This window comes from Sphingomonas sp. H160509, from assembly GCF_024124765.2.
Classification (GTDB): Bacteria; Pseudomonadota; Alphaproteobacteria; order Sphingomonadales; family Sphingomonadaceae; genus Sphingomonas.
The window spans coordinates 1,152,654-1,176,005 of record NZ_JAMXSR020000002.1 but is presented as its reverse complement, the minus strand read 5'-3'; the positions used below and the strand labels follow the sequence as shown (position 1 = coordinate 1,176,005).

Annotated in this window: 28 protein-coding genes, 1 tRNA gene and 1 pseudogene; 23 read left to right on the top strand and 7 right to left on the bottom strand. The window is 62.4% G+C overall.

Translation table 11 applies throughout. The annotated features are described in order from the left end of the window. The first annotated feature begins 3 nt into the window (after positions 1-3). The 19 genes from NHF48_RS07335 (at position 4) to NHF48_RS07245 (ending at position 14,757) form a co-directional block, all read left to right on the top strand. Complete coding sequence (locus tag NHF48_RS07335) at positions 4-540, top strand: discoidin domain-containing protein (protein WP_253070703.1); 537 nt, start codon at positions 4-6, stop codon at positions 538-540. After that, a complete protein-coding gene (locus tag NHF48_RS07330; RefSeq protein ID WP_263816810.1) occupies positions 531-797 on the top strand; it encodes a hypothetical protein in 267 nt (88 codons plus the stop codon). Before NHF48_RS07335 ends, NHF48_RS07330 begins: the two co-directional genes overlap by 10 nt. Continuing rightward, positions 794-2,971 (top strand): hypothetical protein, encoded by a 2,178-nt coding sequence (locus tag NHF48_RS07325; protein ID WP_253070701.1) that lies wholly within the window; start codon positions 794-796, stop codon positions 2,969-2,971. The genes NHF48_RS07330 and NHF48_RS07325 overlap by 4 nt, the downstream gene beginning before the upstream one ends. Continuing rightward, a complete protein-coding gene (locus NHF48_RS07320; RefSeq protein ID WP_253070700.1) occupies positions 2,968-3,537 on the top strand; it encodes a hypothetical protein in 570 nt (189 codons plus the stop codon). Before NHF48_RS07325 ends, NHF48_RS07320 begins: the two co-directional genes overlap by 4 nt. Further along, positions 3,534-4,949 carry a hypothetical protein gene (locus NHF48_RS07315; RefSeq protein WP_253070699.1) on the top strand — a complete coding sequence of 472 codons (1,416 nt, stop codon included), beginning with the start codon at positions 3,534-3,536 and terminating at the stop codon, positions 4,947-4,949. Before NHF48_RS07320 ends, NHF48_RS07315 begins: the two co-directional genes overlap by 4 nt. After that, positions 4,936-5,595, top strand: coding sequence for a DUF515 domain-containing protein (locus NHF48_RS07310; protein ID WP_253070698.1), 660 nt, complete (start codon positions 4,936-4,938; stop codon positions 5,593-5,595). The genes NHF48_RS07315 and NHF48_RS07310 overlap by 14 nt, the downstream gene beginning before the upstream one ends. Before the next feature lie 79 nt (positions 5,596-5,674). Further along, complete coding sequence (locus NHF48_RS07305; protein ID WP_253070697.1) at positions 5,675-6,205, top strand: hypothetical protein; 531 nt, start codon at positions 5,675-5,677, stop codon at positions 6,203-6,205. Positions 6,206-6,271: 66 nt separating this feature from the next. Then, a complete protein-coding gene (locus NHF48_RS07300) occupies positions 6,272-6,520 on the top strand; it encodes a hypothetical protein (RefSeq protein ID WP_253070696.1) in 249 nt (82 codons plus the stop codon). Further along, positions 6,517-6,756, top strand: a complete 240-nt coding sequence (locus NHF48_RS07295; protein WP_253070695.1) for a hypothetical protein — start codon at positions 6,517-6,519, stop codon at positions 6,754-6,756. Before NHF48_RS07300 ends, NHF48_RS07295 begins: the two co-directional genes overlap by 4 nt. Before the next feature lie 38 nt (positions 6,757-6,794). After that, positions 6,795-7,661, top strand: coding sequence for a glycoside hydrolase family 108 protein (locus NHF48_RS07290; protein WP_253070694.1), 867 nt, complete (start codon positions 6,795-6,797; stop codon positions 7,659-7,661). Beyond that, positions 7,658-8,056, top strand: coding sequence for a hypothetical protein (locus tag NHF48_RS07285; protein ID WP_253070693.1), 399 nt, complete (start codon positions 7,658-7,660; stop codon positions 8,054-8,056). The genes NHF48_RS07290 and NHF48_RS07285 overlap by 4 nt, the downstream gene beginning before the upstream one ends. Beyond that, positions 8,037-8,282, top strand: a complete 246-nt coding sequence (locus NHF48_RS07280; protein WP_253070692.1) for a hypothetical protein — start codon at positions 8,037-8,039, stop codon at positions 8,280-8,282. The genes NHF48_RS07285 and NHF48_RS07280 overlap by 20 nt, the downstream gene beginning before the upstream one ends. Positions 8,283-8,292: 10 nt before the next feature. Further along, positions 8,293-8,832, top strand: a complete 540-nt coding sequence (locus NHF48_RS07275; RefSeq protein ID WP_253070691.1) for a hypothetical protein — start codon at positions 8,293-8,295, stop codon at positions 8,830-8,832. Next, the gene (locus tag NHF48_RS07270; RefSeq protein WP_253070690.1) at positions 8,829-9,401 is read left to right on the top strand and encodes a hypothetical protein; all 573 of its coding nucleotides are present in this window, start codon (positions 8,829-8,831) and stop codon (positions 9,399-9,401) included. Before NHF48_RS07275 ends, NHF48_RS07270 begins: the two co-directional genes overlap by 4 nt. After that, entirely contained in the window at positions 9,343-12,321 is a 2,979-nt protein-coding gene (locus NHF48_RS07265) for a hypothetical protein (RefSeq protein WP_253070689.1), read from the top strand. The genes NHF48_RS07270 and NHF48_RS07265 overlap by 59 nt, the downstream gene beginning before the upstream one ends. A 19-nt stretch (positions 12,322-12,340) precedes the next feature. Further along, a complete protein-coding gene (locus NHF48_RS07260; protein WP_253070688.1) occupies positions 12,341-12,541 on the top strand; it encodes a hypothetical protein in 201 nt (66 codons plus the stop codon). A gap of 132 nt (positions 12,542-12,673) precedes the next feature. Continuing rightward, positions 12,674-13,534, top strand: coding sequence for a hypothetical protein (locus tag NHF48_RS07255; RefSeq protein WP_253070687.1), 861 nt, complete (start codon positions 12,674-12,676; stop codon positions 13,532-13,534). A gap of 109 nt (positions 13,535-13,643) precedes the next feature. Further along, entirely contained in the window at positions 13,644-14,258 is a 615-nt protein-coding gene (locus NHF48_RS07250) for an acyltransferase family protein (RefSeq protein WP_253070686.1), read from the top strand. Beyond that, positions 14,203-14,757 (top strand): acyltransferase family protein, encoded by a 555-nt coding sequence (locus NHF48_RS07245; protein ID WP_253070685.1) that lies wholly within the window; start codon positions 14,203-14,205, stop codon positions 14,755-14,757. The genes NHF48_RS07250 and NHF48_RS07245 overlap by 56 nt, the downstream gene beginning before the upstream one ends. Positions 14,758-15,062: 305 nt before the next feature. On the opposite strand, the gene NHF48_RS25825 is transcribed toward NHF48_RS07245, so the two are convergent. The 3 genes from NHF48_RS25825 to NHF48_RS07235 form a co-directional block, all read right to left on the bottom strand. Further along, positions 15,063-15,458, bottom strand: coding sequence for a helix-turn-helix domain-containing protein (locus NHF48_RS25825; protein ID WP_446741204.1), 396 nt, complete (start codon positions 15,456-15,458; stop codon positions 15,063-15,065). A gap of 672 nt (positions 15,459-16,130) precedes the next feature. Further along, the gene (locus NHF48_RS07240) at positions 16,131-16,304 is read right to left on the bottom strand and encodes a hypothetical protein (RefSeq protein WP_263816808.1); all 174 of its coding nucleotides are present in this window, start codon (positions 16,302-16,304) and stop codon (positions 16,131-16,133) included. A gap of 223 nt (positions 16,305-16,527) precedes the next feature. Continuing rightward, positions 16,528-16,938, bottom strand: a complete 411-nt coding sequence (locus tag NHF48_RS07235) for a hypothetical protein (RefSeq protein WP_263816807.1) — start codon at positions 16,936-16,938, stop codon at positions 16,528-16,530. Between the two features lie 168 nt (positions 16,939-17,106). On the opposite strand from NHF48_RS07235, the gene NHF48_RS07230 reads away from it, so the two are divergent. Further along, positions 17,107-18,255, top strand: coding sequence for a tyrosine-type recombinase/integrase (locus NHF48_RS07230; RefSeq protein WP_253070683.1), 1,149 nt, complete (start codon positions 17,107-17,109; stop codon positions 18,253-18,255). Positions 18,256-18,533: 278 nt separating this feature from the next. On the opposite strand, the gene NHF48_RS07225 is transcribed toward NHF48_RS07230, so the two are convergent. The 4 genes from NHF48_RS07225 to NHF48_RS07210 form a co-directional block, all read right to left on the bottom strand. Then, positions 18,534-19,418: a hypothetical protein gene (locus NHF48_RS07225; protein ID WP_253070682.1), complete on the bottom strand. Its 885-nt coding sequence runs from the start codon at positions 19,416-19,418 to the stop codon at positions 18,534-18,536. 297 nt (positions 19,419-19,715) lie between these two features. Next, positions 19,716-19,792 (bottom strand) — tRNA-Arg (locus NHF48_RS07220). Between the two features lie 184 nt (positions 19,793-19,976). Next, a complete protein-coding gene (locus tag NHF48_RS07215; RefSeq protein WP_031394799.1) occupies positions 19,977-20,237 on the bottom strand; it encodes an SWIB/MDM2 domain-containing protein in 261 nt (86 codons plus the stop codon). Positions 20,238-20,284: 47 nt separating this feature from the next. Beyond that, positions 20,285-20,488 (bottom strand): DUF2945 domain-containing protein, encoded by a 204-nt coding sequence (locus NHF48_RS07210; protein ID WP_253070681.1) that lies wholly within the window; start codon positions 20,486-20,488, stop codon positions 20,285-20,287. Between the two features lie 119 nt (positions 20,489-20,607). Between NHF48_RS07210 and NHF48_RS07205 the strand changes: the two genes are divergently transcribed. The 3 genes and pseudogenes from NHF48_RS07205 (at position 20,608) to fghA (ending at position 22,943) form a co-directional block, all read left to right on the top strand. Then, a complete protein-coding gene (locus NHF48_RS07205) occupies positions 20,608-21,714 on the top strand; it encodes an S-(hydroxymethyl)glutathione dehydrogenase/class III alcohol dehydrogenase (RefSeq protein WP_253070680.1) in 1,107 nt (368 codons plus the stop codon). 11 nt (positions 21,715-21,725) lie between these two features. Continuing rightward, positions 21,726-22,109 (top strand): VOC family protein, encoded by a 384-nt coding sequence (locus tag NHF48_RS07200; RefSeq protein WP_253070679.1) that lies wholly within the window; start codon positions 21,726-21,728, stop codon positions 22,107-22,109. Beyond that, positions 22,109-22,943, top strand: a pseudogene (fghA, locus tag NHF48_RS07195) (S-formylglutathione hydrolase). Before NHF48_RS07200 ends, fghA begins: the two are co-directional and overlap by 1 nt. Positions 22,944-23,352 lie beyond the last annotated feature (409 nt).

Here is a 23,352-nt window from a genome sequence, read left to right as displayed (position 1 = left end):
GACATGGCGAATGCGATCATCGTCAAGCCGCTCGCCTTCGCCGGCGTGACGGCCAGCTCCGCTGCGGCCGGTCACGATCCGGCGTATGTCGGCAACGACTATCTCGGCGTGACCTGGCAGTCGGCTGCCGGCACGGCTTCGCAGAGCCTGGTCGTGGATCTCGGCGCCGATCGGCCGCTCGACTTTGCAGCGCTGCTCGGCTGCGACGGCGCAACCGGGGCCTGGACGCTCACCGTCGAGGTCGCGACTGCAGGGCAGGGGTCCGGTTTCCCGGCCGGCACCTTTTCGACTGGTGTGCTGCCGTTCCTCGCCGGGGCTGCGGCATGGGAAAGCGGCCGCGGTATCGGCTGGTGGTCGGGTGCGTCGATCGTCGGCCGCTATGTCCGCCTGACGATCGCCGGGCTCGGCAATGCGGCCGCGACCGTCGGCCGCCTGGTGCTCGGCGCGAAGCTGCAGTTGCACCGCAATTTCGGGTTCGGTGGCAAGTTCGGCGTCAAGGATCTCGGCAGCTACGACCTGTCCTCGCGGGGGTGCCGCTGAAGCGCGACGGCGTGAAGCTGCCGACGATCGCGATCGAGTTCAACGCGGTGCATAAGGACGAGGTCGAGTCGGCTGTACGGCCGCTGATCGAGCGCGTCGGCAACACCGGCGAAGTGTTCGTCTGCACCGACCCGACGCCGGACGTCCAGCGTCAGCGCCGCTGCTATTACGGCACGCTCGTCGGTGACCTGACCGCCATCCAGCGCCGCGCGGCCGGTTGGGGCTGGCAGATCAACCAGGTCAGCTTGATCCGATGAAGGGCGTCTTGATCGAGATCGTCGCGCGTGTTGCCGGCACGCTGGCGCCTGTGACCCTGCGCATGGCCAGCGTCGACGAAAGCAGCGTCTGCCATCTGAATGATACCGTGTGGTGGCCAGCGATCGCGAAGCTGCCCAAGCTGTCCTACGATCTGTTCTCCGGCGAGTTCGACGGGCAGGTCGGTACGCCGGCGTCGAACCTGTCGTTCTCGTGCGTGCCGTTCAAGGACGCGCCAGCGCTGCGCTACGCCGGCGCCCCGGTGCGGATCTGGACCGGCGACGTCGGTGCACCGTTCGCGAGCTGGACGCAGCGTTTCGAGGGCCGCGTAAAGGCGCAGCCGTCGATCGATGCCGGCATCGCTACCGCCTCGATCGCAGTCGACGACGCCTGGCTCGATCAGCCAGTGCTCGGCACCTATGCCGGCACCGGCGGAGCGGAAGGTCCGGCCGACCTGAAGGGTACGGCTAAGCCGCTAGCGCTGGGCGCTCCGCGCTATGCGACCGGCGTTCTCGTCGACGTCGCCAATTCCGTTGTGCAGATCTCCGGCGCCGGCCCGATCTACGCGGTCGAAGCCGCGCTCGATGAGCTTTCGCGCTTTCCCGCGGCGATCGCCGATTATGCCGATCACGCGGCGCTGGTTGCCGCGACGATCCCGGCCGGACGGTTCGCAACCTGTCTGGCCGAGGGCAAGGTCCGCCACGGTGCGCCGCCTGAAGGAACGCTCAGCTACCTGGTCAAGGGCGACACCGGCGGCCAGTCAGGCAGCTACCCGCGCTACCCGGGCGAGCTGATCCGTCGTATCGCCGATATCGTCGGCGCTGGCGATCGCGTCGACCAGGCATCGCTTAACGCGCTCGACGCATTTCGGCCGATGCCGCTGTCGATCCAGGTTACGTCCCAGACCACTGCGCGCGAGTTGATTCAGCGCATCGCGCAGAGCGTCAACGCCGTCGCCGGCGTCAGCTGGCTGGGCAAGCTGTTCGTCGCGCGTGTCGGCGCGATCGGCGACGTGATGGCAACGCTGCAGGCGGACGGCTCGGCGCTGCCGCCCGTATCGTCGGTAAAGCAGATCGAGAACGGCACGCCGTGGTGGCGCGTCGATATCAAGGCGCAGCCGACCTGGACCGTGCATGCGCTGTCCGACATCGCCTTCGAAGCGCCGCTCACACCGCGCGGTCTCTACGTCGCCACGATGACGTACCGCGAAGGCGATATCGTCGACCTCGCCGACGGTTCACGCTGGTTGTATATTTCGACGACGCCCGGGACGGCCGCGCTGCCCGGGCCCAGCTGGTACCAGATGAACCCGGCGATCCAGGCGACCTACGCCGACGGCTCGCCGATCGACGAATGGAAGCCGGCCGAGCTTGGTTCGGACATCACGAAGAGCCTCGACCTTTCCGACACCGTCATCAACATTTCGACCGACGCATCGGGTGCGATCGTCGCCGGTCAGTTGCCCGTCTCGGTCAAGGCGACCCGACGTCGCGGTGGTGCTGACGTATCCGCGCAGACCGACTTCGCGATCGTCATCTCCGGGTCGATCGCTGCCTCGATCGACAACGATCCGGCGTCGATCGCACGCGGTACGCTGACGATCACCGGCGTGATGACGTCGGGCACGATCCAGATCGTCTCCAAGCTGGCGGATGCCGTGTTGCCCGGTACCGTGACGATTAACCTGCCCGACGCAGTCGCACCGCCTCCAACCGACAGCAGCGCATCGCTGACAACCTTCCCGACGATCAAGAGCCGTGCGCCGACCTATCCAGCGGCACCGACATCATTCGTCTCGGCCAAGGCGGACAGCGCCGGCAGGATCTCGATGGTGATGGACGTCACCTACTACTTCCGCAACGAGGGCTCGCCCGCGTTCGACTACGGTGTGCTCACGGCAGCAACCCGCCTGCAGTATCGTCCGGCTGGCGGCTCGAGCTGGACCGACGCGGCTGCCGAGATCGTCGGCACCGATGCTTACCGCCAGGGCAACACCACGACGGGCAAGATCGATGTCGTGCAGGGGCGGCTCAATACGGGTGTCATCACCGTATCCGGCCTGACGCCGGGTGCGACGTATGATGCTGCGCCGCTCCTCCGCGCGCTCCCCGTTGCCGGCACGAGCAAAGGGCAGGGCGATCCCGCCGGCGCATTCACCGTGAGGACTGGACTGTGAAGCAGTGGGTTATCCTCTTAAGCACCGGCGATGTTCAGGCGCAGGTCTATTCGGACGTCCATCCGAGCATGAACGCAACGCGGTCCTGGAATGCCACCTGGACCGCTTACGAGGTGCCGCGGTTCGGCGATCTCGCGCGCGAGAAGTACGTGCCGGTCACCGGATGGGTACCCGACATGGCCCTGGTCAAGGCACGGTTGCTCGCCCAGATCGATGACGAACGCGAGACGCGGCAGATGACGCTGCTGACCACCGGTGGCGCTAAGAAGTACATCTACAGCCGCAAGAGCGTCGAAGTTGACCGTTCCGCCGGCATTGTCGCCACAGTGCTCGATGCTCTGTCGCTGACCGATCGCAAGGCGAAGTATCCGTATGCGGCCGCTGAAGCTGCGCTGACCGGCGAAAAGCTCTCGGCGGTGCTGAAGCGGTTTGCCGATGGCATTACTTCGTCGGGCAGTGCCGAGCTTATCGAGGCAAAAGCGCAGATCGCCAAGCGAGCTGTCAAGGCCGCGGCGTCCGAAACCGACGCGGTGAAGGCGGCGACCGTCATCTGGAAGACATCTTGAGCGCGCTCCCTAACGACATCGCCGCGGCGACGCGCGAAGCGATCATCGAGCGCTACGAGAACACCGCGGTGCGCGATGCGCTTACCGGTGCCCGCGACGGCTCGCTGCAACCAGCGGAAGGGTTCTTCGATCTCCTGGCCAACGCCAAGACTGTCGTCGACGAGCGCGGCCTGGTGCTCGCCGGCGATCCGCGTTTCTCGGTCAGCGTCGCGGCCCTGGTATGGTCCGACCCATCGGTCGCGACGCCGGCCGTTCGCCTGGTCGACGTCGAACAGGCGGTCGATGCCAGGCTGTGCTGCTCGCGCATCGAGCTCGACCTGGAGGAGGAGGTCACCAGCTTCGAACTGTTCTACGCGCCCGACGTCGACCAGACGCCTCCGGCGACCGGTCCCATGCCGCTGTGGATATCACCGAACGGCAACGGTGACCTGTCAGGCTCCGACGTCGCAAACGCTGGCCGCTTATCGCAGCTCAACACTTTCATTTCGCGAGCGGCGATCACCGGCGCCGAGGTCTGGATCCGCGCAGACGCGGGCAGCTACAATTTCACCTCGACCCTGACGATCACCAACGGCGGCGCTACCGTTCGCGGCGTCGACGTGAACGGCAATCCGATGATGGCGGAGTTTGTCGGCAAGCGGCTGGTCGATCCGGACCGCAGCCACATGTGGAACGCAAAGAACGATGCCGCGGCCGGGATCTACGGGATCGAGGTGTTCCGTCTCAATCGCGGCGCCGACAACCTTACCTTCAGGCATCTGGCGTTTCGCAATCTGGGCCGGGGCTGTTTCCGTGCGCGGCAGTCGCTGAGCAACCTGACGATCACCGACATGCTCGCGACCAACGTGGCCGCGTTCTTCGTCAACGACGCTGCCGTCGCTACCGATCCGGCCGACATCACCGGCCTCACGATGCAGCGTGTAACGGTCAACGGTTTCTCGAAGTTCTTTGCCAAGATCCAGTGGAACAGCACGAACATCCTGCTCGAAGACTGCATCGGCGACAGCGAGAAGCAGGACGGTGATAACTTCGCCAGCGGTATCGTGTTCGACGATAACGCACGCGACATCGTCATGCGTCGCTGCACGATGGGCAACGTCGTCGACAGCCTGCACGCCTACCAGAACGGCGACGGCTACTCCGGCGAACGCGGCAACATCAACATCGTGATGGAAGACTGCGTCGCGCATAACTGCACCGATGGCGGCGTTGATTTCAAAGGAGACAACATCGTCCTGCGGCGCTGTGTCATGCGCGAGAACCACCGCAACTACCGCCTGTGGGGCTTCGTCGATCTGTACGATTGCGAAGGATACGACCAGCGCGCGGACAACGCGGCACCGCGGCCCCCCAAAGCCGTTCTCCAAGGCGCAGCTGTCCGTGTTCTACGGTTCGCTGGTGCGGGCCTATAACTGCCGCTTCGAACAGAAGACCGGCATCACCGGGGAGCCGTTTCGCGCTGAGCAGGGCGGCATCCTCGTGCTCGACCAGGCGACCGTGTCGAACACGAAGGTACCTAGCGGCCAGGCGCTCTACATCGCGGAAGCTGCAGGAGAGGGGAACCCGGCCGGATCGATCACGACCATGTCGACTGCTGCCGACACCACGTCGCCTGTGATCCAGACCGCGACCGACTTCGCCATCAACGAGAATGTGACCGCCGGCTGGATCATCACGGCGAACGAACCGGCACAGCTCCGCATCCTGCCTGGAAAGAACCGCGACAAGTTTTCGACCTACGGCTGGCGGCTCAACATTTTCCGGCAGGATTATGAGAAGCTCGCCAGCCCGACGGTCTCGTGCGACATCGTGATGTACGATCTCAAGCGGAACCCCTCGGCGGTCCGCACGGTCAACGTGACGATCAACAACGTTGCCGACGATCCGATCGCGGCGAACGACCTGTTCAATAAGGGCACCTACACAGAGACCGGCGCATACCGCCCGCCCGCAACCGCCGGAGCGTGGCTCACGATCGAGCCCGGCTTCATCTGGCAGGACTATGAAATGACGATCCCGGCGATCAATCCCGGGGGATCCGATTGCCGCGATCACTGACCAGTCGGGCAAGGGCAAGCACGCGCGGCAGGCTGATCCAACCTTTGTCCCGGCGCTGAAGATCATCGACGGCGCGTACATGGCCTACATGGACAACTGCTACTGGGATGTCGGCCAGCCGGGCGACATGAACTTCGCGCAAGTAACCGCTGTTCTGATGCAGCGCCGCGACCCGCAGGAAATTCAGAACCAGTCGTCGGTCAACAAGATCCTGCTGCACACGCCGCGGTCGCTGAGTACTGCGACCACCTTCAACGGCGCGTGGTGGATGTCTGTTCAAGGCGGCGCGACCTACGCGATCCGCCTTCGAGGCGGTACCAGCGGCAACACGCAGGCGGCCAACATCGGCACCCGGTGCGTGCTCACGCTTCAGACGGTGCCAGGGTACGGTCGCGTGAACGCTGGCGAACCGCCGCAGATCGATATCGTCGATAGTCCGACCCACCCTTACCCGGTCGCAGGGCAGTGCCGCATCGGTGCCGATTTCAACGGCCAGAACGCAATGTTCGGCGATTTTTACGGCTGCGTCATCACCAACCGCGACGAGCAGACCGAAGAGCGGTTCCGCATCGAACGCCAGCTCGCCGCCATGGCCGGCGTGACGCTCTAAGGTCCAGGAGACGATCATGAATAACGTTCGCCTCGCGGCCCGCGCAGTCGCGCGGACCGGTCCCCTATGAGCGCCTCTGTCGCGCCGCCTCGCTGGCTAGCCTGGGTCCCTGTCATCACCGCTGCTGGTCTGATCATCGGCGCACTGCTGACGATCGGCGGGGTCATCAACCAGGTGCGTGAGCAGGACCGCCGCATCACGGTGCTCGAGCAACGCGACGAGCAGCTCCGGGCGATCGACGCGCGCACGACCCGGATCGAGGCAAAGCTCGAGGTCTTGGCAGTACCAAACTCGACAGGGAGCAAAGCGCCATGATCGACGGTGGCCTGGTCATGATCGTCGTCAGTACGTTGTTCATGCTCGTACCGGCTGCGGCGAGCCGCACGCGGCGCGATGCCGGATCCCTGAAGGCTGTTCTCAACACGGCCTACCCGCCGATCGCGCCGACCCCGGCGATCATTATCCTGATCGGGCAGGCCGAAGCTGCGCTCGATCGCGACGGTCTGCTGCGCGGCGTCCGCGCGCTTTCGTCGACCTACGACCAGGTCTGAACGCCGCGGCCGATCGCCGCCACCCACCGGAGACCATCATGAAACTGATCGACAACTGGCGCCATGCCTGGCGCCTGTGGTCCGTACGCTTGTCTGCGTTCGGCGCCCTGCTGACTGCGCTGGCCGCAGCTGCTCCCGATACCTTGCTGCAAATCTGGAACGGCCTGCCCGAAGACGTGCGCAGCCTTCTTCCCGAGTCCGTCGCACACGTCATCCCGACGCTGTTGTTCGTTGCGACGATCGTCGCCCGGCTGATTCCGCAGAAGCCCGCGGCCGAGCGTCAGAGCCTGTGGAATTCGATCAGCGGCAAGGTCGCGCCGAAGGCAGCCGGGGGCATCGCAGCCGCGGCGCTGGCGATGATCGCAAGCGTGATCGCTGTTGAAGGCGGCTACGTGAATCATCCGGCAGACCCCGGCGGTGAGACGCACATGGGCATCACCAAGGTGGTTGCCATCCAAAACGGCTACACCGGGCCCATGCGGACGCTACCCCGCGAGGTGGCCGAAAGCATCTACTACCGCCGGTACCTGATTGACCCTGGCTACGCGGCACTTGTGCCGATCGACGCCGCAGTCACCGAGGAGTTGTTCGACACCACCGTGAACATGGGTTCCGCGCGGCCGTCGCGGTGGTTCCAGGCCTCGACCAATGCGGTGTGTGGTACCACGCTGACGGTCGACGGACGCGTCGGCCCGGGCACGATCGCAGCGTACCGCGCGTGCCAGTCGCGGATTGGCGCGGCAAACCTCTGCGCCGTTACACTCGACCAGCTCGATGCGGCGCAGGGGTTCGAATATGCGCGCCTGGTCTGCGTGAACCCGAAGCTGAAGGTCTTCTACAAGGGCTGGATCGCGCACCGGGTCGGCAACGTCGATCGCGCCAAGTGCCAGGCGGTGGTCACATGACGCGGATCCGCATCATCATCGCCGTCGGTCTACTGCTGGCGATCGTCGCCGGCGTCGCGCTGATCCGCCACAACGGCGAGACGGCTGGCGCGGCGAAGGTCACCGCGAAGACCGAGCGCGCGCACTCTGCCGGCGTTGCCGAAGCGCGCACCGACGAGCGCTCCGCCTCCGACACCACCGCCGCGATCGCGCGCAGCGTCAGCCGCTCCGACGACCTGGCCGATGCCCTCGTCAAAACCACGATCAAGGATCTCCGCGATGCTCTCGATGCCGTTCCGGCCGCTGCTCCTAGCGTGCCTCTGCCTGCCGCTCCTGTCGACCGCCTGCGCGACAGCATCAACGCCGGCATCGATCGCGCGAACCGAGCGGCCGAAGTTGCCGACGCTGCCCCCTGAACTGACGAAAGCCGAACGCCTGACGCCACTCAGCGCCAAGCCGACCGGCGAGCTGGTGGCGATCGACAAGGGCGTCCTGGCCGAACTGTACGAGCGCTTTGCCGAGGCCATCGCCGCTGTCTTGCGAGGCAACACCCGCGCTGCTGCCGTGAAGCTCGAACGCCGCTGCACGTCGGCAATCCTTTCGACCGGCCATGCGCCCGCCGACTGTCCGCCTACGAACTGAGGATCTGACCATGAAGACCATTCTTCTCTGGGACCCTCGGTTCCCAGATCGCCGCCCCGCGCGCCTTACTCTTGAAGATACCGTCGCGTCGGCTGCTGTTCGGTCGGGCATTGCCACGGCCGCGAACCCGCTGGAGGCCGGCGTCTTGTCGGCAGGCGGCGCTCTCGATCCGACGATGCTGACGGAAGTCGTAATCCAGCATGGCTATGCGGGTGCGACCCGGCGGGTCTTCCTTCCGTACAGCGTCGTCATGATTGGGGCGCTGGCCGGCATCCTCGCCGCGATCGGCACGCCCATCGCTGGCGGAGTCTCTCCGGCTCCGAGCCCTACGCCGACGCCGACGCCGACGCCGACACCCTCCCCGGAAACGTCGCTACGGATCAGTAATTTCGCGATGTCCGCTCCGTCGATGACCCGAACATCGGGGGTCGGCTCACCTGCCGGCGAAATCGCTCCGAGCATGGCTCAACGCCTCAAGACCTTCGTCATCACAGCAAATCAGATCAGCCGTACCGCCCTAGTGGGCAGCGGCGCAGGAGTAATCGCATGACCGATTATAAGCTTATCGACTCCGCCATCGCTCCTGCCGGCCAGAACCTTCCGAAGGTGTTCACCGACGGGTCGACCTTCTTTTCCCTCGACGGTACGACCCGCAAGGTAAAGGGCGCATTCGGACGTCGTCTATACCTTCTTTCCACCGTGCGTGCAGTCGACGACTTCGGCTGGTCGCTTAGCCGCGCTGTTGTCGATGCTTTGGTTGACACCGATGTTGCAGCGCAGGCGGTGCAGATTACCAGCCCTGCTCAGATCGTAGGCGGAAACGAAGTCGGGCAGACCGTCATGTGCATCGACGGTCGCGTAACCGGTTTCCCGTCGCCGTACAATCTCTACCAGTGGAAGCGTAATGGCGCCGACATTCCCGGCGCGTTCCGGGAAGTGTATACCCGCCAGGCGGCGGACATTGGAACTGCGCTGACCTGCGAGCAGCGCTGGTTCAATTCCTGCATCTCCTCAGGGCGTTCCAACGGTAGCGACCGCAGCGCCTACGATTGCGCGCGGTATGGCGCCGACCGCCGGCACAGTAGTTCGCGTCGCCAACGTTGCCCGTGGCACCGGTGACGGCACCAGCTGGTCGAACGCAATGGCATTCTCTGAACTGACCCGTGCGATCGTTGCGGCAGGGCCAGGCGGCACCGTTCACGTCGAGGCCCAGAACGGCCCAATCACTGCCTATGCAAACGTGCGGGCAGGTGGCCTTGAGAACCAGCCCGTCCTCATCTGCGGTGTGAACAGCGCGACCGGCGAGAACTGGAAGGCAGTGCATGACGGAGGCCGTGGGCCGCTCATTGACGCCGGAAAAAGCTTCGCCCGGCCTCTGACCGTCGGCGGTGGTATGATGCGGATGCATCACGCCTATTCGGCCTTTACCGTCAATCCGGCCAACGACATCTTCACCCTGCCGACCACCGAGACATGGCATGCCTTGGTTACCGGGTCTCGAGTGCGGCTTACCACGACGGGCATATTGCCGGGCGGGTCCGCAGCTAACACCGACTATTTTGTCATCAAACTGGCGAACGCACAGCAGGCCAAACTAGCCACGTCGCCGGCGAATGCGGCCGCGGGTGTCGCAATCGATGTCACGGACGCGGGGACCGGCGTTCATACGCTTACCGCGATTGCTGCGACGCGGACATTTACCGCCAATGCAGCAGACGAGACTATCACTGTCGACCCGATAACTTATGCGGAGGTGCGTACCGGACAGATCGTTTATCTCAGTAATACCGGAGGCGCGCTGCCGGCAAACTATACCGCCGATCGCCCTTACTGTGTCATAAAGACAGCAACGCCCAACGTGTTGCGTCTCTCGGGAAGTACGCGAGGCGCGAACATGGTGGCTCGGATCGCATTCGATCCAGCGACCGACCAGCTCACCTTCCCCGGAACCAACAGCAAGTTCGCCCGGTGGTTCGTGACCGGAGAGCCGGGTATTCTGCGGAGCAATGGAACGCTGCCCGCCAACCTTACTCAGGGCCAGACTGTTTACGCAGTGCGCAGTGGCGCCAACGGTAAGCAGGGCGGAACCTTCAAGATTTCTGCCACCCCTAATGGTGCTGCGATCGATATCGTGGACGCCGGCACGGGCATCCATACGATCGAGGCGCCGTCTGCCGTTATCAAGATCAGCGACGCCGGCAGTGGTGCTCACGGCATTCGCCTCGGACACGTCGAGGTTGGCCCAAACTTTCTGACCTTCAAAAACCTGATTGTTCAGAACGGTGGCCCTGGCGGATCGATCAACTTCGCGACGACCAGTAAAGGCGTGACGTTCGAGGACATCGATGCAGAAAACCTGTACCGCTTGATTGAGAATTCTGGGTATCTCGGCACCAGCTCGGGCGATGCGTCGATCCTCGATCTGGTCGTTCGAAACTGCCATCTCTACGGGACAGAACGGAGCTTCAGCCGGCTGCGCTACAGCAGCCTCGACGCCGTGTTCGAGAACGTGTCTGGCGACAGTCGGCGCGTGTTCGGCGATCCGTTCGCCTCGCTGTTCTCGCTTGAACCCACCTCGTTCACTGCTGTCGCAGGCGCGTCAAACGCTTGCGGGCCTTGTCGGGTAACCTACTCGCGCGTCAAGATTTCACGAGCCTACCAGGATGGTGGAACCGCCTATTGGAACGGTGATGGCGGCGAAGACAACGGCGCCAGTTACGGCAATATGTACCGGTTCGTCGAGAGCGATTGGCACACGGACGGATCGTTCGACTGCAAAGGTACCTGCAACGAATACCTCATTGTTTATGGCGGCTTCAGCAAACGGATTGCTCGTATCTGGGGCAAGGGTGTCTACATCGCCGACAGCCTGTTCGCGCAGTTCCAGCGCGTCGGGGAGCAGTATGGCGAGAACGGCAGCGGTGCGCTGATCTGGGTCGGCTCCGTCGCGTATCCAGAAGAGGGCAGCTACAATGCCACCGTCGAGATGGAGAACGTCACGCTGGAGGAGTTCACCGGCGCGCCTCTAATTATCGGAGGTGCTGATTTCACTGCGCCTTATCCGATGCTTATCACCAACCATACGATCAGGCGGCGTCCGAACAGTCCGATCCTAGAAAAGATCGATCCGAACAGCGCCTTTTTCGATCCGCCGATCGCCACGCAGGGACCACAGCTGACTTCGCCAAGCAGCTTCGTCATCGAGAAGACCGGCTCGCTAAACACGACGCTGACGTTCGTGGTGCCGAACTCGACGCTTCAGAATGTCGTTATCGAGGGCGGAGACGATGTTGACGACTTCGCCTTGGCCGGGCTTGTGTTGACGACCGGTACGCTGAATATCGCGGCCCCGGCGGACAGTGATAAGGACAACGTTTACCGGATCGTGCTGCGTGCTACCGCCGCAAACGGTAACTATACCCTGGTTCCAATTACCGTCTCGGTAGTTGCGGTCTTACCAACGATCAGGGATTTCAATTACGACGATGGAAATCTGAACGCGACCGGATCAGCCGACTTCGAACTGGTATCGGGCCTGGCGGGGGCAATCCAAGTTCAGGATGGCCATATCAACTGCGTTACGACAAGCTCCGGTGGTGGTATAGTTCGGGACAAGAAGGTTCTTGCAAGCAGCAACCTTTATCACGGCATCACTGACATTGGCATGGCCAACTGGGGCTCGCTTGTCTGCGTACGGATGGTTGGTTCGGATTATCTCGGGTTCCGGTGGCAGTCGAACATCAACGAGACCGGCACCATCCAAATCTTCCGCTACATCAATGGCATCCTAACCCTGGTTGTCGCGACGCCAAACCCCGTGCCCCGTCCTCTCAATAATGAAACAATTATTGAGGCTCGCCTGAACCCGGTGAGCAACATCGACGAATGTCGCGTGCTCATGAACGGTGACGAAGTCATCCAGTGGACCCCAACCGGGCTGACGGGGGCAATGCTGACCTCGACCCGCGTTGGCTATCATGGGCGCAGCGCATTGACCGTTCCGTGGATCGACAACGCCAAGATCGGCATCCTTTCCTAAACAACCTTGGAGATATCGCATGGCTTACATGATCAAGATTGTTGACAGCGGTGGAGGGTCCGTGCGCGAATACGGCCCCTTCGAAGATCGCGATGCTGCGGTCGAAGTCCTAAACAACGCGGTGTTCGGCACCTTCATAGTCAACGCAGAGCTGTGGACAGTTCAGTACGATGCTGACGGCCAATGGCATCAGCAAGAGATGATCGAGAGCCGCCCATGATCCGTCACCTCATCGCCGCGATCGGCATGCTGTGCTGCGCGACCGTTTTTTGCGCAAACTGCCCCGCGGGCAGTCGGTCCCATGCCAGATGCCAAGGTATATAACTGGATCGACGCGCAACCTAAAAAGGGCATGCATAAGTACGACGACTTCACGGCGAAGGACGTAAATCGAACCTATACGAACATAGGTGTGCGTATCCAGGACGAGTCCGAGCGGGTCACGATTGACGGAGGGACATGGCGCGATGCGGGCAGCCCTGATTCGATTGGCGCCGCCTTCTCGCTGGTCGCGGGGAGCATGACGATCCGCAACGTGACGGCGATCGGCAACTACTTAACGAGCGTCAAGCCAAAGGCCGCGTTCCCGAACCGCGATGGTATCATGGCGGCGCAGCGCACTTTCCTTACGATCAACGGGGGCACGTTTAAGCGCTTCTGGGACGCCGGTATCGACACGAAGGCCACAACGACCATGACGGGAACCGTCACGGTTGAGGACAGCCGAGTAAGCCTCAAGGTATGGGGGCCGCTGGTCGGCGATACGCTGGTGAGCCGCAACGCACGTGATGGCGACGTGGCGGCTTTGCAGTCGCCGGTGGTGACCGGGAACATCCATCTTCGGAAGCTGGTTGTTTGGAACGAAGACCCCAACGGGCTGCTCGTTGGGTTTCAAGGTGACGGTGGCATTGTGCGGATTGATGAGTGCGAGCTTCATGTTCCACCCTCGTATCGCGTCTCGTGGATCAAGCCGGGATCGAAGAACACGAAGCTGATCCTGGGGCCGACGTGCGTCCAGGGCGGTAAGGTGGTGGTCGCGCCGATAAAGGCTACTGCTCCGACCGGGCAACTCGTCGACGCGGGGCAACTGCTGCCGGACGGTTCTAAGGACGGCCTGATCACACTCGGCGCAAAATGGGCGGCGAAGCTCAAGCTCAAGACGAATACCGTCGTCCGTCATTGGGACGGGTTTCGGTATGAGGTGGTGCCGTAACGATTAAGTTTTTACAAAAGGCATCATCGTCCCAATTGTGCACAGGATTGAAACCTTAAAGTTACCCCTTTCCGCTTTGACCTTATAAGGCGGTGTGCAGGGGGATAATATGCGCATAGTCGATACGTTGATGCCGGAGTTTCCAAAGATCGCCGAACTAGACGGCGTCAGAGCAATCGCGGTTCTGATCGTTTTTGCTAGCCACCTGGGACCGCTTCATAACCTTGTTCCCGGAGGTCTCGGCGTAACGGTATTCTTTTTCCTCAGCGGCTACCTCATCACATCACTGCTTCGAGTAGAGGCCGGAAATACCGGTAAGATTGACCTGATAGCCTTCTACGTGCGTCGTTCGTTCCGTATATTTCCGCCCCTGTACATAACCTTAGCAGTAAGCGGTCTGCTTTTGTCGCTCGGGTTGTTGACGGTCCAGCGCCTGGATATCGGCAGCGTGCTGTCGCAAATCGGGTTTCTATCGAACTATGAGCGCCTTTGGGGGCCGCATGCGGGCCTTCCAGGCCCTCCGCTATGGTCGTTGGCAGTCGAGGAACACTTCTACCTAATATTCCCCTTCGTGTTCGGTCTCGCGCTGATGCGCCTTACTTCGCGCACTGCGGCAATTGCCTGTGCCGCTGCCTGCCTCATCCCCCCTGTTGGCTCGCATCGGGCATATGGCGGTCGGGCACGATATCACACTGAACTACTTTTTCAGTCATACGCGCGCTGACTCGATACTGGCCGGGTGCGCGCTGGCACTATTCAAGAACCCCGTCCTCGATGCAGATGGCTGGCGACCGTCCATTTGGCAGTTTGGCTTGGGCTTAGCACTCATTCTCGGCGCTGCGCTGGTCCGCAATCCTATCTTTGCCGAGGTGTTCCGGTACACTGTCCAGGGCGTTGGTCTTTACATCGTGTTCGCCTTTATTCTAACGCCAAACCGCGTCACGTCCCCGGTCTTGCTGATGCCTTGGCTTCAGTGGATTGGTCGGGTTTCCTACAGCGTATACCTGTTCCAGATCATCGCTATAAAACTTGCTGAGAGGTTCTTTCCTGGCCAGCATTTCATCGTCATCGCGTTCGTCGCGGCAGGTTTAACGCTGGTGTATGCTTGGATAATGAATATTGGAGTAGAGAAGCCACTCTACAGGTTTCGGAAGTCTCGCGAGGCAAACCACCAAAGTAGGTTGGCGACGACCCAGTTTGCTGCCGAAAATCAGCTTCGCTAAGACCTGTTGCAACACCTGGTCGATGGACGGCGAGGGTTCTCGGACCGGTCCGACAGCAGTCTGACGGTTAATGACTCAAGCGCGATCGGGGCCTCGTGCTTTTAGTTACCGGGTCGACTAATCCGTCGACCGCTAGGCTCGTGCTTTGACTCGGAAAACCCCTGCGACGTTCGTGCTATCGAGTATCAAATACGCGGCGATCGTCGGGGTATCACGCCCCCAAAACCGGGGTACATCACCGGTGTAAACCCGCAGAGAACCGTTGCTGCGGCGGAGGGTGTCTCCGCCGCATTTTCCATTAGATCTCAGTTTCGAACCGCCAGCTCGACCAGCTTCAGCTTGCCATCCTCAAATAACAGTCTGGAGCGAACGTTGGGGGGCTGGTCTACGACGACGTGACAGATTGGTCCGCCATTCTCGAGTACGACCGAAGCTTTTCGGACAGACGGCTCGATGCGGTACTCCTCGAATAGGCGGTAAATCGTGCTCCGCCCAATCTCGAGCTTCGCGGCGGTCGCCGCGACATTGTAGTCACAATCTTGGAGAGCCGATACGATCGCGCTGCGTTTCGCATGGGCGAGAGTACCTACACGTTCCCAGGAATGAAGAGATACCTCAGAGGCATCGCCTCCCAGTTTGTGACCATTCGGGCCCTCAACCGTTATTTGCTCATTCGCAATTAGCCGATCATAGTTTGGCATCTTCGATACATTATGCATACTTTTGCACTCCAAGCCTCGGCGACGGGAGGTACGGATGTTGCGATGAACGTCAGGCTACAGAGACCAGCTATTGTTACCGGTGTTCAACGCGGCGTCGTATTCAAGACGAAATAAACGCAAGTATGCGGTTCGAGTCAATATGGATCAATATTCGAAAGGATTGTGACAGTTTGCCAATCCTGCCGTTGGTCACCTGGCACTATTGGATATGGTATAGGCAGGCCAAAATTCGATGACGATGCAATGCGTCGGAAAAGACGTCGATCTTACCGGAGACGTCCTTCGGCGCGGGCTCGGTTAACTGAGTCGTAGCGTCCGCCTGCACGGACGACCCTGCTTTCCAGATACCCAACCGTATATCCAGGCGCGCCTCAGGTTTGGAGCGAGCCATTCATCGTACGGGCAGTCGTCTTGAGTGCCATCAGCCGTCCGGCTGTTGATCAATCCCGCCTCGAAGGTTCGCTCCGTTATGCGCTCGATACCTTGCATGCGACGTTTCATAGATCGCGCACCGATCCCTGCAAAAATCTTTATCAGGATTGTAAGAATTGCAGACAGCGCGGCTGTGGGTACCGTGTGCTCGAAACGGGGTACCGACGCCGCTTCGAACTCGGGATAACCGCATTTGCGGCGGAGGATGTCACCCCGCAATCAGGGGCAGGGAAGATTGAGTTCCGCTTCTACTGACCCTTCGGTCAGCGAGAGTGCAGTCGCTAAATGCGTAGCGATGAGGTTTTGTTCGAGATCGTCGGCGATCTGGAGTGCCCACGCAACGGCTGCTCGTAATGTATCGAGACGCTGAGCGTTCACCGATGGGATAGCCATGATTTTCGAATCCGTCGATCGTCAGGTCCAACTGGCTTTTAGCCCCCACTTTGACTCGATCAAGGTCTAGTGGGGCACAAAGCGCCGATTGTAAGAACGCACTAAAATGACGGTTCCGTCCGCGGTTCGTGGGGTATTCAACCTCAAAAGGTGGGGTGTGGCTGAGTTTCAAGCTGCGGGAATGCGTCGTCGCGGCGGAGAACGTCTCCGCCGCAGTGACGCTTTAATTTGCACGCCTTAGACGCTTGAGGGTGCTGCGCCACGATGTAGGCGGCGCAAGGGCGGGGATAGACCGAACTCGGATGGCCTCCCGCAGCGTAGTAAGCACCGGAACAAACCCGTCCGTCAGCGTATCCTCAAATGCGAAAAGCTCATCGCATACCGCCTGGAAGCGGGGATCACCTCGGTCGCGGTAAGTATCCAAGCGGCGGTTTAGCTCCTGCCACTTGTAGATCTGCTGCAGGAATCGCTCGACGGCAGCCTTTTCTTTATCATCGAAAACCAGTTCCGCAATGCGAAGAGCTTCACTTACCTTTGCAGCGGAATCCTGCCGGGCCGCGCCTGCGATCCAAAATTCGTTCACTGCAAATTGAACGTTTTCCAGCGCAACCAGGCGTCGATCGAGAAGCGCCAAGCGGAACTTCTGATCTTCGACTGCAGCCGTTCTACGTGCGAGTCCATTCGCCCACTTTGTCTGAGAGCGGTTCGTCAAAAACACCGCGACCGCAACAGCTAGCGGACCGAGCTTCCCGACAACGTCGATCGATTCTTGTATCATTTAACCACCCCTGAAAGGCATCCTATGCTGACCAACGCTGCGGTGAAAGCCGCGCGGCCGCGCGCGGCCGCCTACAAACTGTTCGATCAGGGCGGCCTACACCTCTACGTCGCGCCGACTGGCCGGAAGTCGTTCCGGATCAAGTGCCGCTTCAACGGCAAGGAGCTGCTGCTGACGATCGGTGCTGTTCCCGAAGTGTCGCTAGATGCTGCCCGGGGCCGGTGCGACCAGGTGCGCGAGCAGCTCGGCCGCGGCGAGGATCCTCGGACATGCGAAGTTGCGCAATCCGGCAAGGCTCGTGCTTTCGAAAACGTCGCGCGCCAGTGGCACGCGCACATGCGCCGGCGCTGGACCGACGTGCATGCTGCCGACGTCCTGGCGAGCCTCGAACGCGACGTGTTCCCGGCGATCGGCGCGATGCCAATCAGCGCGGTCACCGTGCCTGTCATTCTGAACGCGCTACGCGTTATCGAGGAGCGCGGCAGCTTGGTCACGGCGAGCCGAGTCCGGCAGCGGATCTCGGCCGTATTTGCGTACGCAATGGCGGAGGATCTGGTCGACCAGGATCCCGCGGCGATCGTTAGCCGCGCGCTCATCCCGCCGGCGCCGGCGCAGCATCATCCGGCGTTGCTCGAGATCAAGGACGCGCGCGAACTGCTCGCCGCGGCCGAGCTGGTCGACGTCGCGCCGGCGGTGAAACTTGCCTCGCGGTTCCTGGCACTGACCGCTGTACGGTTCGCCGCGGTCCGCGGCGCGCGCTGGGAGGAGATCGACGATCTCGACGGGGCTGCGCCGCTCTGGCGGGTACCGGCCGCCCGGATGAAACTGGCGGCAGCGAAAAAGCTCGATGCTAAGAACGACCACTTAGTGCCGCTGTCGCGCCAGGCGGTCGCGTTGCTGCGCGAGGTTCGTGTCAATTTGCATCCGGAGGATGCAAATTTGCACGGTCTGATCTTCGATCGGTCGGCCGGCGCCGGCAACCCGATTGGGGAGAAGTCGATCGGCGCGTTGTATGATCGCGCCGGTTTCGCGGGGCGCCATGTCCCTCACGGCTGGCGCGCTACGTTCTCGACGCTGATGAACGAGCGATCGGAAGGGGCAGACCGCGACGTTATCGAGAAGGCCCTGGCACATACGCCTAAGGACAAGGTGAGGGATCGCTTACGATCGTAGCGCTCAGCTTCAGCGCCTCCGCGATCTGTTCCAGGAGTGGGCGGATCTGTTGGTCAGTCTATGATCCAGCGCCGCATACGCGACGCAAGAAAAGAACAACGACTTTCGCACACTTCCCCCATCGACAGCCCGGGGCGGCGCAAGCCGCCTCGTTCCGACAGCCGGGTCTTGGCGGTCGGGTCCTTGGAGGCATGCCGTTTCGGCCTTGGGGGAAATCAAACTAGCGCCGGCTCCGCGTTCAGCGGAGACGTTCTTTCTGATCTATAAACCTATATGCTTCATACTCGGCCAAGATGTCCGTCTGAGCTAAAGAGGGAAGCGCCGAGGCTGGCGATCGCACTGCGTTGTGCGGCGACTTCCTTGCTTGGGGGCGGCGGTGGTGCCTGGACAGGCTCAGCGACAGTCGACCGGCCGAACCTACGCTCACGACGCTCGCGCAGCTGCAGGAAGCGCTGATAGACGCGCTCGGCCATCCGCTTCTTCAGATCGAGGAAATATGCGTGGCTGGTTTGCACCCGCTGCTTCAGCGCAGGATCGCTCCGCCGAGACTTAGTAGTGCTGCGGCTAATCCATGCGAGCAGGCCGTGATGCCCGAGGCGGCGTAACGCTCGGCCGACGCTCTTCTCACAGCATCGAGCGGCCTGCGCGATCTTACCCCATGACGGAAACCAGCGTCCCGAACCCGCGAAGCAAAGGAAGTTGAAAACCGCCTCGTACACCGCGACGTCGGTGCGGGTAATCCCGAGCGAGTGCTTCTTGAGATCGACCTCGATGGCGTCCAGCGCGATCCGGATGGTGGCGGGCCGTCCGACTGGACGATCCGCGACGGGGCGGCCCATCAGTTCCTTCAGCTCGGCCGACAGCACCTCGTGATCGTGCTCGAGCTGCAGCTTCCGGCCCCGCGGGAATTCCGCAGCATGTTCTGCCTGCAGCTCCTTCGCGACCGCCACCAGCGATTCAACGGTCGAGATCCGTTCGGCGGTCGACCCGAACCGGTTGCGGTCCCAAGGCTGCGCGGCTGGCGCGGCCTCGTCGACGCAGCCGCGGCGAACCTGCGCGTCGGGTCCGCGATCTCGGACGGATCCGTCTGCAGCTTTGGCGATGGTGCCTGCGATCTGGCCGAAGCCCCGGAGCGTAGGTGTGGAAGAGAAGATAAGCGACATCGTGTCGGCTCCCGGTGGGAAGTCGATGGGCGCACGAAAGCGCCAGCTGAATCGGTGTGTTCAGCCGCGCGGACGTGTTTTGGGGTGAAAAGCGCCGGTAAGTGCAGGCGCGGAAGCCTCTACAGGCTAGGTGTCGGGGGGCGGCGCACGCGCAATTTGACGCCGACAAAACGTGGTTCGTCGGCGGAACGGGCGCGGAACAGATTGTGCCGCTTGCTGTGTCGGGGTGAACCGTGGGTTTTCGCGCGTTTCGCGCTTTGTGCAGTGCCAGTTTTCGGCGGATTTCCGCGGAAAAGCTGGTGCCCCCGGCGAGATTTGAACACGCGGCCTACGGTTTAGGAAACCGTCGCTCTATCCGGCTGAGCTACGGGGGCATTGGCTGGCGCATTACGCCGGTCGGGTGGGACGATCAAGCGCGGGGCTAGCGTCCGATCGTGCGCGGTAACGTTCGAGCCACTACGATAATCTCGATGTTACGAACCCTCGACGGGGTTAGATCAAGGGGCGACGGGTATCGCTCACGATGCCCCGTCGCCGCTTGCCGTGCAGTGCTGGCGGTTAGGCCTTGACGTGCTGCGAGATGTACTTGTTCATCTCGAACATCGTGCACTTGTCACGCCCGAAGACCTTCTTCAGCTTCTCGTCAGCCAGAATCTCGCGCTTGTTCTCGGGGTTCTGGAGGTTGTGTGCCTTGATGTAGACCCACACCTTGCTGATCACTTCGCTGCGCGGCAGCTTGTCGTTGCCGACGATCTCGCCGAGCTCGGGAGAGGGCTGGACGGGGGCGTGGATGCCGCCGGTCTTGGGAGCTGTAGCCATAAGCATTCCTTCCTGTTGCGCGCGTGCGTTGGGCACTGCGCGCGTGGTCACGCCTTGGTGAGCGCGTCCGCCTTGTGCGCTGCCTTGCCGCCCTTGTCACTCTTTACGATGAACTGCGGCTCCTCCTTGGACGCCTTGACGGTGTGGCTCTTGATCTTCGTATCGGTGGTCTGCTTCTTCTCGACCGTACCGTGCGCCTCGCCGCCGTGCGATTTCCAAGTGACCTCGTCGCCCTTCTTCGGATCCTTCATCGCGCCATCTCCTTGATTTGAAAGGATCAAGCGCGGCAACGCGGCAATGGTTGCATCGCCTGCGGGTTGCGGAGACGTGGCGCGAGGGCCATCAGGGCGGCAATCAAGGAGACCCACTCATGAAGACCCGCGCCGCCGTAGCCTTCGAGGCAAAAAAACCGCTCGAGATCGTCGAACTGGACCTTGAAGGGCCGAAATTCGGCGAAGTCCTCGTTGAAATCATGGCGACGGGCATCTGCCATACCGACGCGTACACGCTCGACGGGCTTGATTCGGAAGGCTTGTTTCCGAGCGTGCTTGGGCATGAAGGCGCGGGCATCGTCCGCGAAGTGGGCGCGGGCGTGACCAGCGTCGCGGTCGGCGATCACGTGATCCCGCTTTACACCCCCGAGTGCCGCCAGTGTAAGTCGTGCCTCAGCGGCAAGACCAACCTGTGCACCGCGATCCGCGCGACGCAGGGCAAGGGGCTGATGCCCGACGGGACGACGCGGTTCAGCTACAAGGGCCAGCCGATCTTCCATTACATGGGCTGCTCGACCTTCTCCAATTTTACCGTGTTGCCGGAGATTGCGGTGGCGAAGATCCGCGAGGACGCGCCGTTCGATACCTCGTGCTACGTCGGTTGCGGCGTGACGACCGGCGTCGGCGCGGTGGTGCACACGGCGAAGGTGCAGCCGGGTGACACGGTTGTCGTGTTCGGGCTCGGCGGGATCGGGTTGAACGTGATCCAGGGCGCGCGGCTTGCCGGTGCAGGGATGATCGTCGGTGTCGACATCAACCCCGACCGTGAGGAATGGGGCCGTCGCTTCGGCATGACGCACTTTGCCAACCCGAAGGATGTGGGTGACATCGTCGCACACATCGTCGCGCTGACCGATGGCGGCGCGGACTATACGTTCGACGCGACCGGCAACACGACGGTGATGCGGCAGGCACTCGAGGCGTGCCATCGCGGCTGGGGCACCTCGATCGTGATCGGCGTGGCCGAGGCGGGCAAGGAGATCTCGACGCGGCCGTTCCAGCTGGTCACCGGGCGCAACTGGCGCGGCACCGCGTTCGGCGGCGCGCGCGGACGGACCGATACGCCGAAGATCGTCGACTGGTACATGAACGGGATGATCGAGATCGACCCGATGATCACCCACCGCCTGACGCTCGACGAGATCAACAAGGGCTTCGACCTGATGCACGCTGGCGAGAGCATCCGCTCCGTCGTAATCTACTGAGAGGCGGGGCCATGTTCAGTCACATCATGCTCGGCGCCGACGATATCGCCGCGTCGAAGGCGTTCTACGACGCGGCTTTGGGCGCGCTCGGCGTGCCCGAGGGCGTGGTCGATGAATGGGGCCGGGTGGTCTACGCCCACGCCGGCGGCCGTTTCCTGCTGACCAAGCCGATCGACGGGCAGCCGGCGAGCCATGGCAACGGCAGCACGATGGGCTTCGTCGCCGCGTCGCCCGAGGCTGCCGATGCGTGGCACGCCGCGGGCCTCGCAAACGGCGGCACTGCCTGCGAGAACCCGCCCGGTATCCGCCAGGGTACCGCCAGTCGCACGATGTATCTGGCATATCTGCGCGACCCGTCGGGCAACAAGCTTTGCGCATTGCACCGGATCGCGTGATGGAAACCGTATCCACCAGCAAGGCGTATGGCGGCACGCAGGGCGTCTACCGCCACGCCTCGACCGCGACCGGCACCCACATGACCTTCGCGGTCTACGTGCCGCCGCATGACGAGGGGCGCGCGGTTGCCGGTGCTGTGGTTCCTGTCGGGGCTCACCTGCACGCACGCCAACGTCATGGACAAGGGCGAGTATCGCCGCGCGTGTTCAGAACTTGGCGTGATCCTGGTCGCACCGGATACCTCGCCCCGTGGCGACGACGTGCCGGATGACGAGGCGTACGACTTCGGCAAGGGCGCGGGCTTCTACGTCGATGCGACCGAGGAGCCCTGGGCGAAGAATTTCCGCATGCGGACCTATGTCGAGGACGAACTCCCCGCCCTGTTCGCGGCGGCATTTCCGATGGCGGATATGGCGCGGCAGGGGATCTTCGGCCACTCGATGGGCGGCCATGGCGCGCTGACGATCGCGCTGCGCAATCCGGAGCGCTTCCGGAGTGTGTCGGCCTTCGCCCCGATCGTCGCGCCGTTGCAGTGTGCTTGGGGCGAGAAGGCGCTCGGCGGGTATCTCGGGGAGGACCGCATGGCGTGGCGCCCCTATGATGCTTGTGCGCTGATCGAAGATGGCGCGCGGGTGGAGGACATCCTGGTCGACCAGGGCGAAGCCGATGGCTTCATGGTCGAACAGTTGAAGCCTGAGTTGCTGGCAGACGCGTGCACGGCGGCGGGGATCGATCTGACGCTACGGATGCAGCCTGGGTATGACCACAGCTACAACTTCATCTCGACGTTCATGCCGGATCATGTCGCGTGGCACGCCAAGCGCCTGAAGTGATCGTCTTTCCTCTTCGGTGAGGACGAGCATCTGCTATCTTCCCCCCTCCCTGAAAGGGAGGGGCCGGGGGTGGGTAGGCTGCTTGGTGAACACCGCGGCCAATCCAGACCGACCCACCCCCAACCCCTCCCTTCCAGGGAGGGGAGCAATGCGGTGGCTATCCTTCGAAAGCTCAAGTCTGTGCCGTACGGCAGGCACCTTGCTCCGGTTCCGTCACGCCGCCGGGAGACCGGTTAGTGTCCCCGCCATTGCGAGGCGGGGGAGGGTTTGAAATCCTCCCCCGCAAGGGGGAGGTGGCTGGCACTTGCCAGACGGAGGGGAGGCACGCACCGCCCTCTGCTCCATGTCCTCCCCCTTCGTAACCTTCGCCGCCACCTCCCCCTGGCGGGGGAGGATCGCTCCAGTCCCC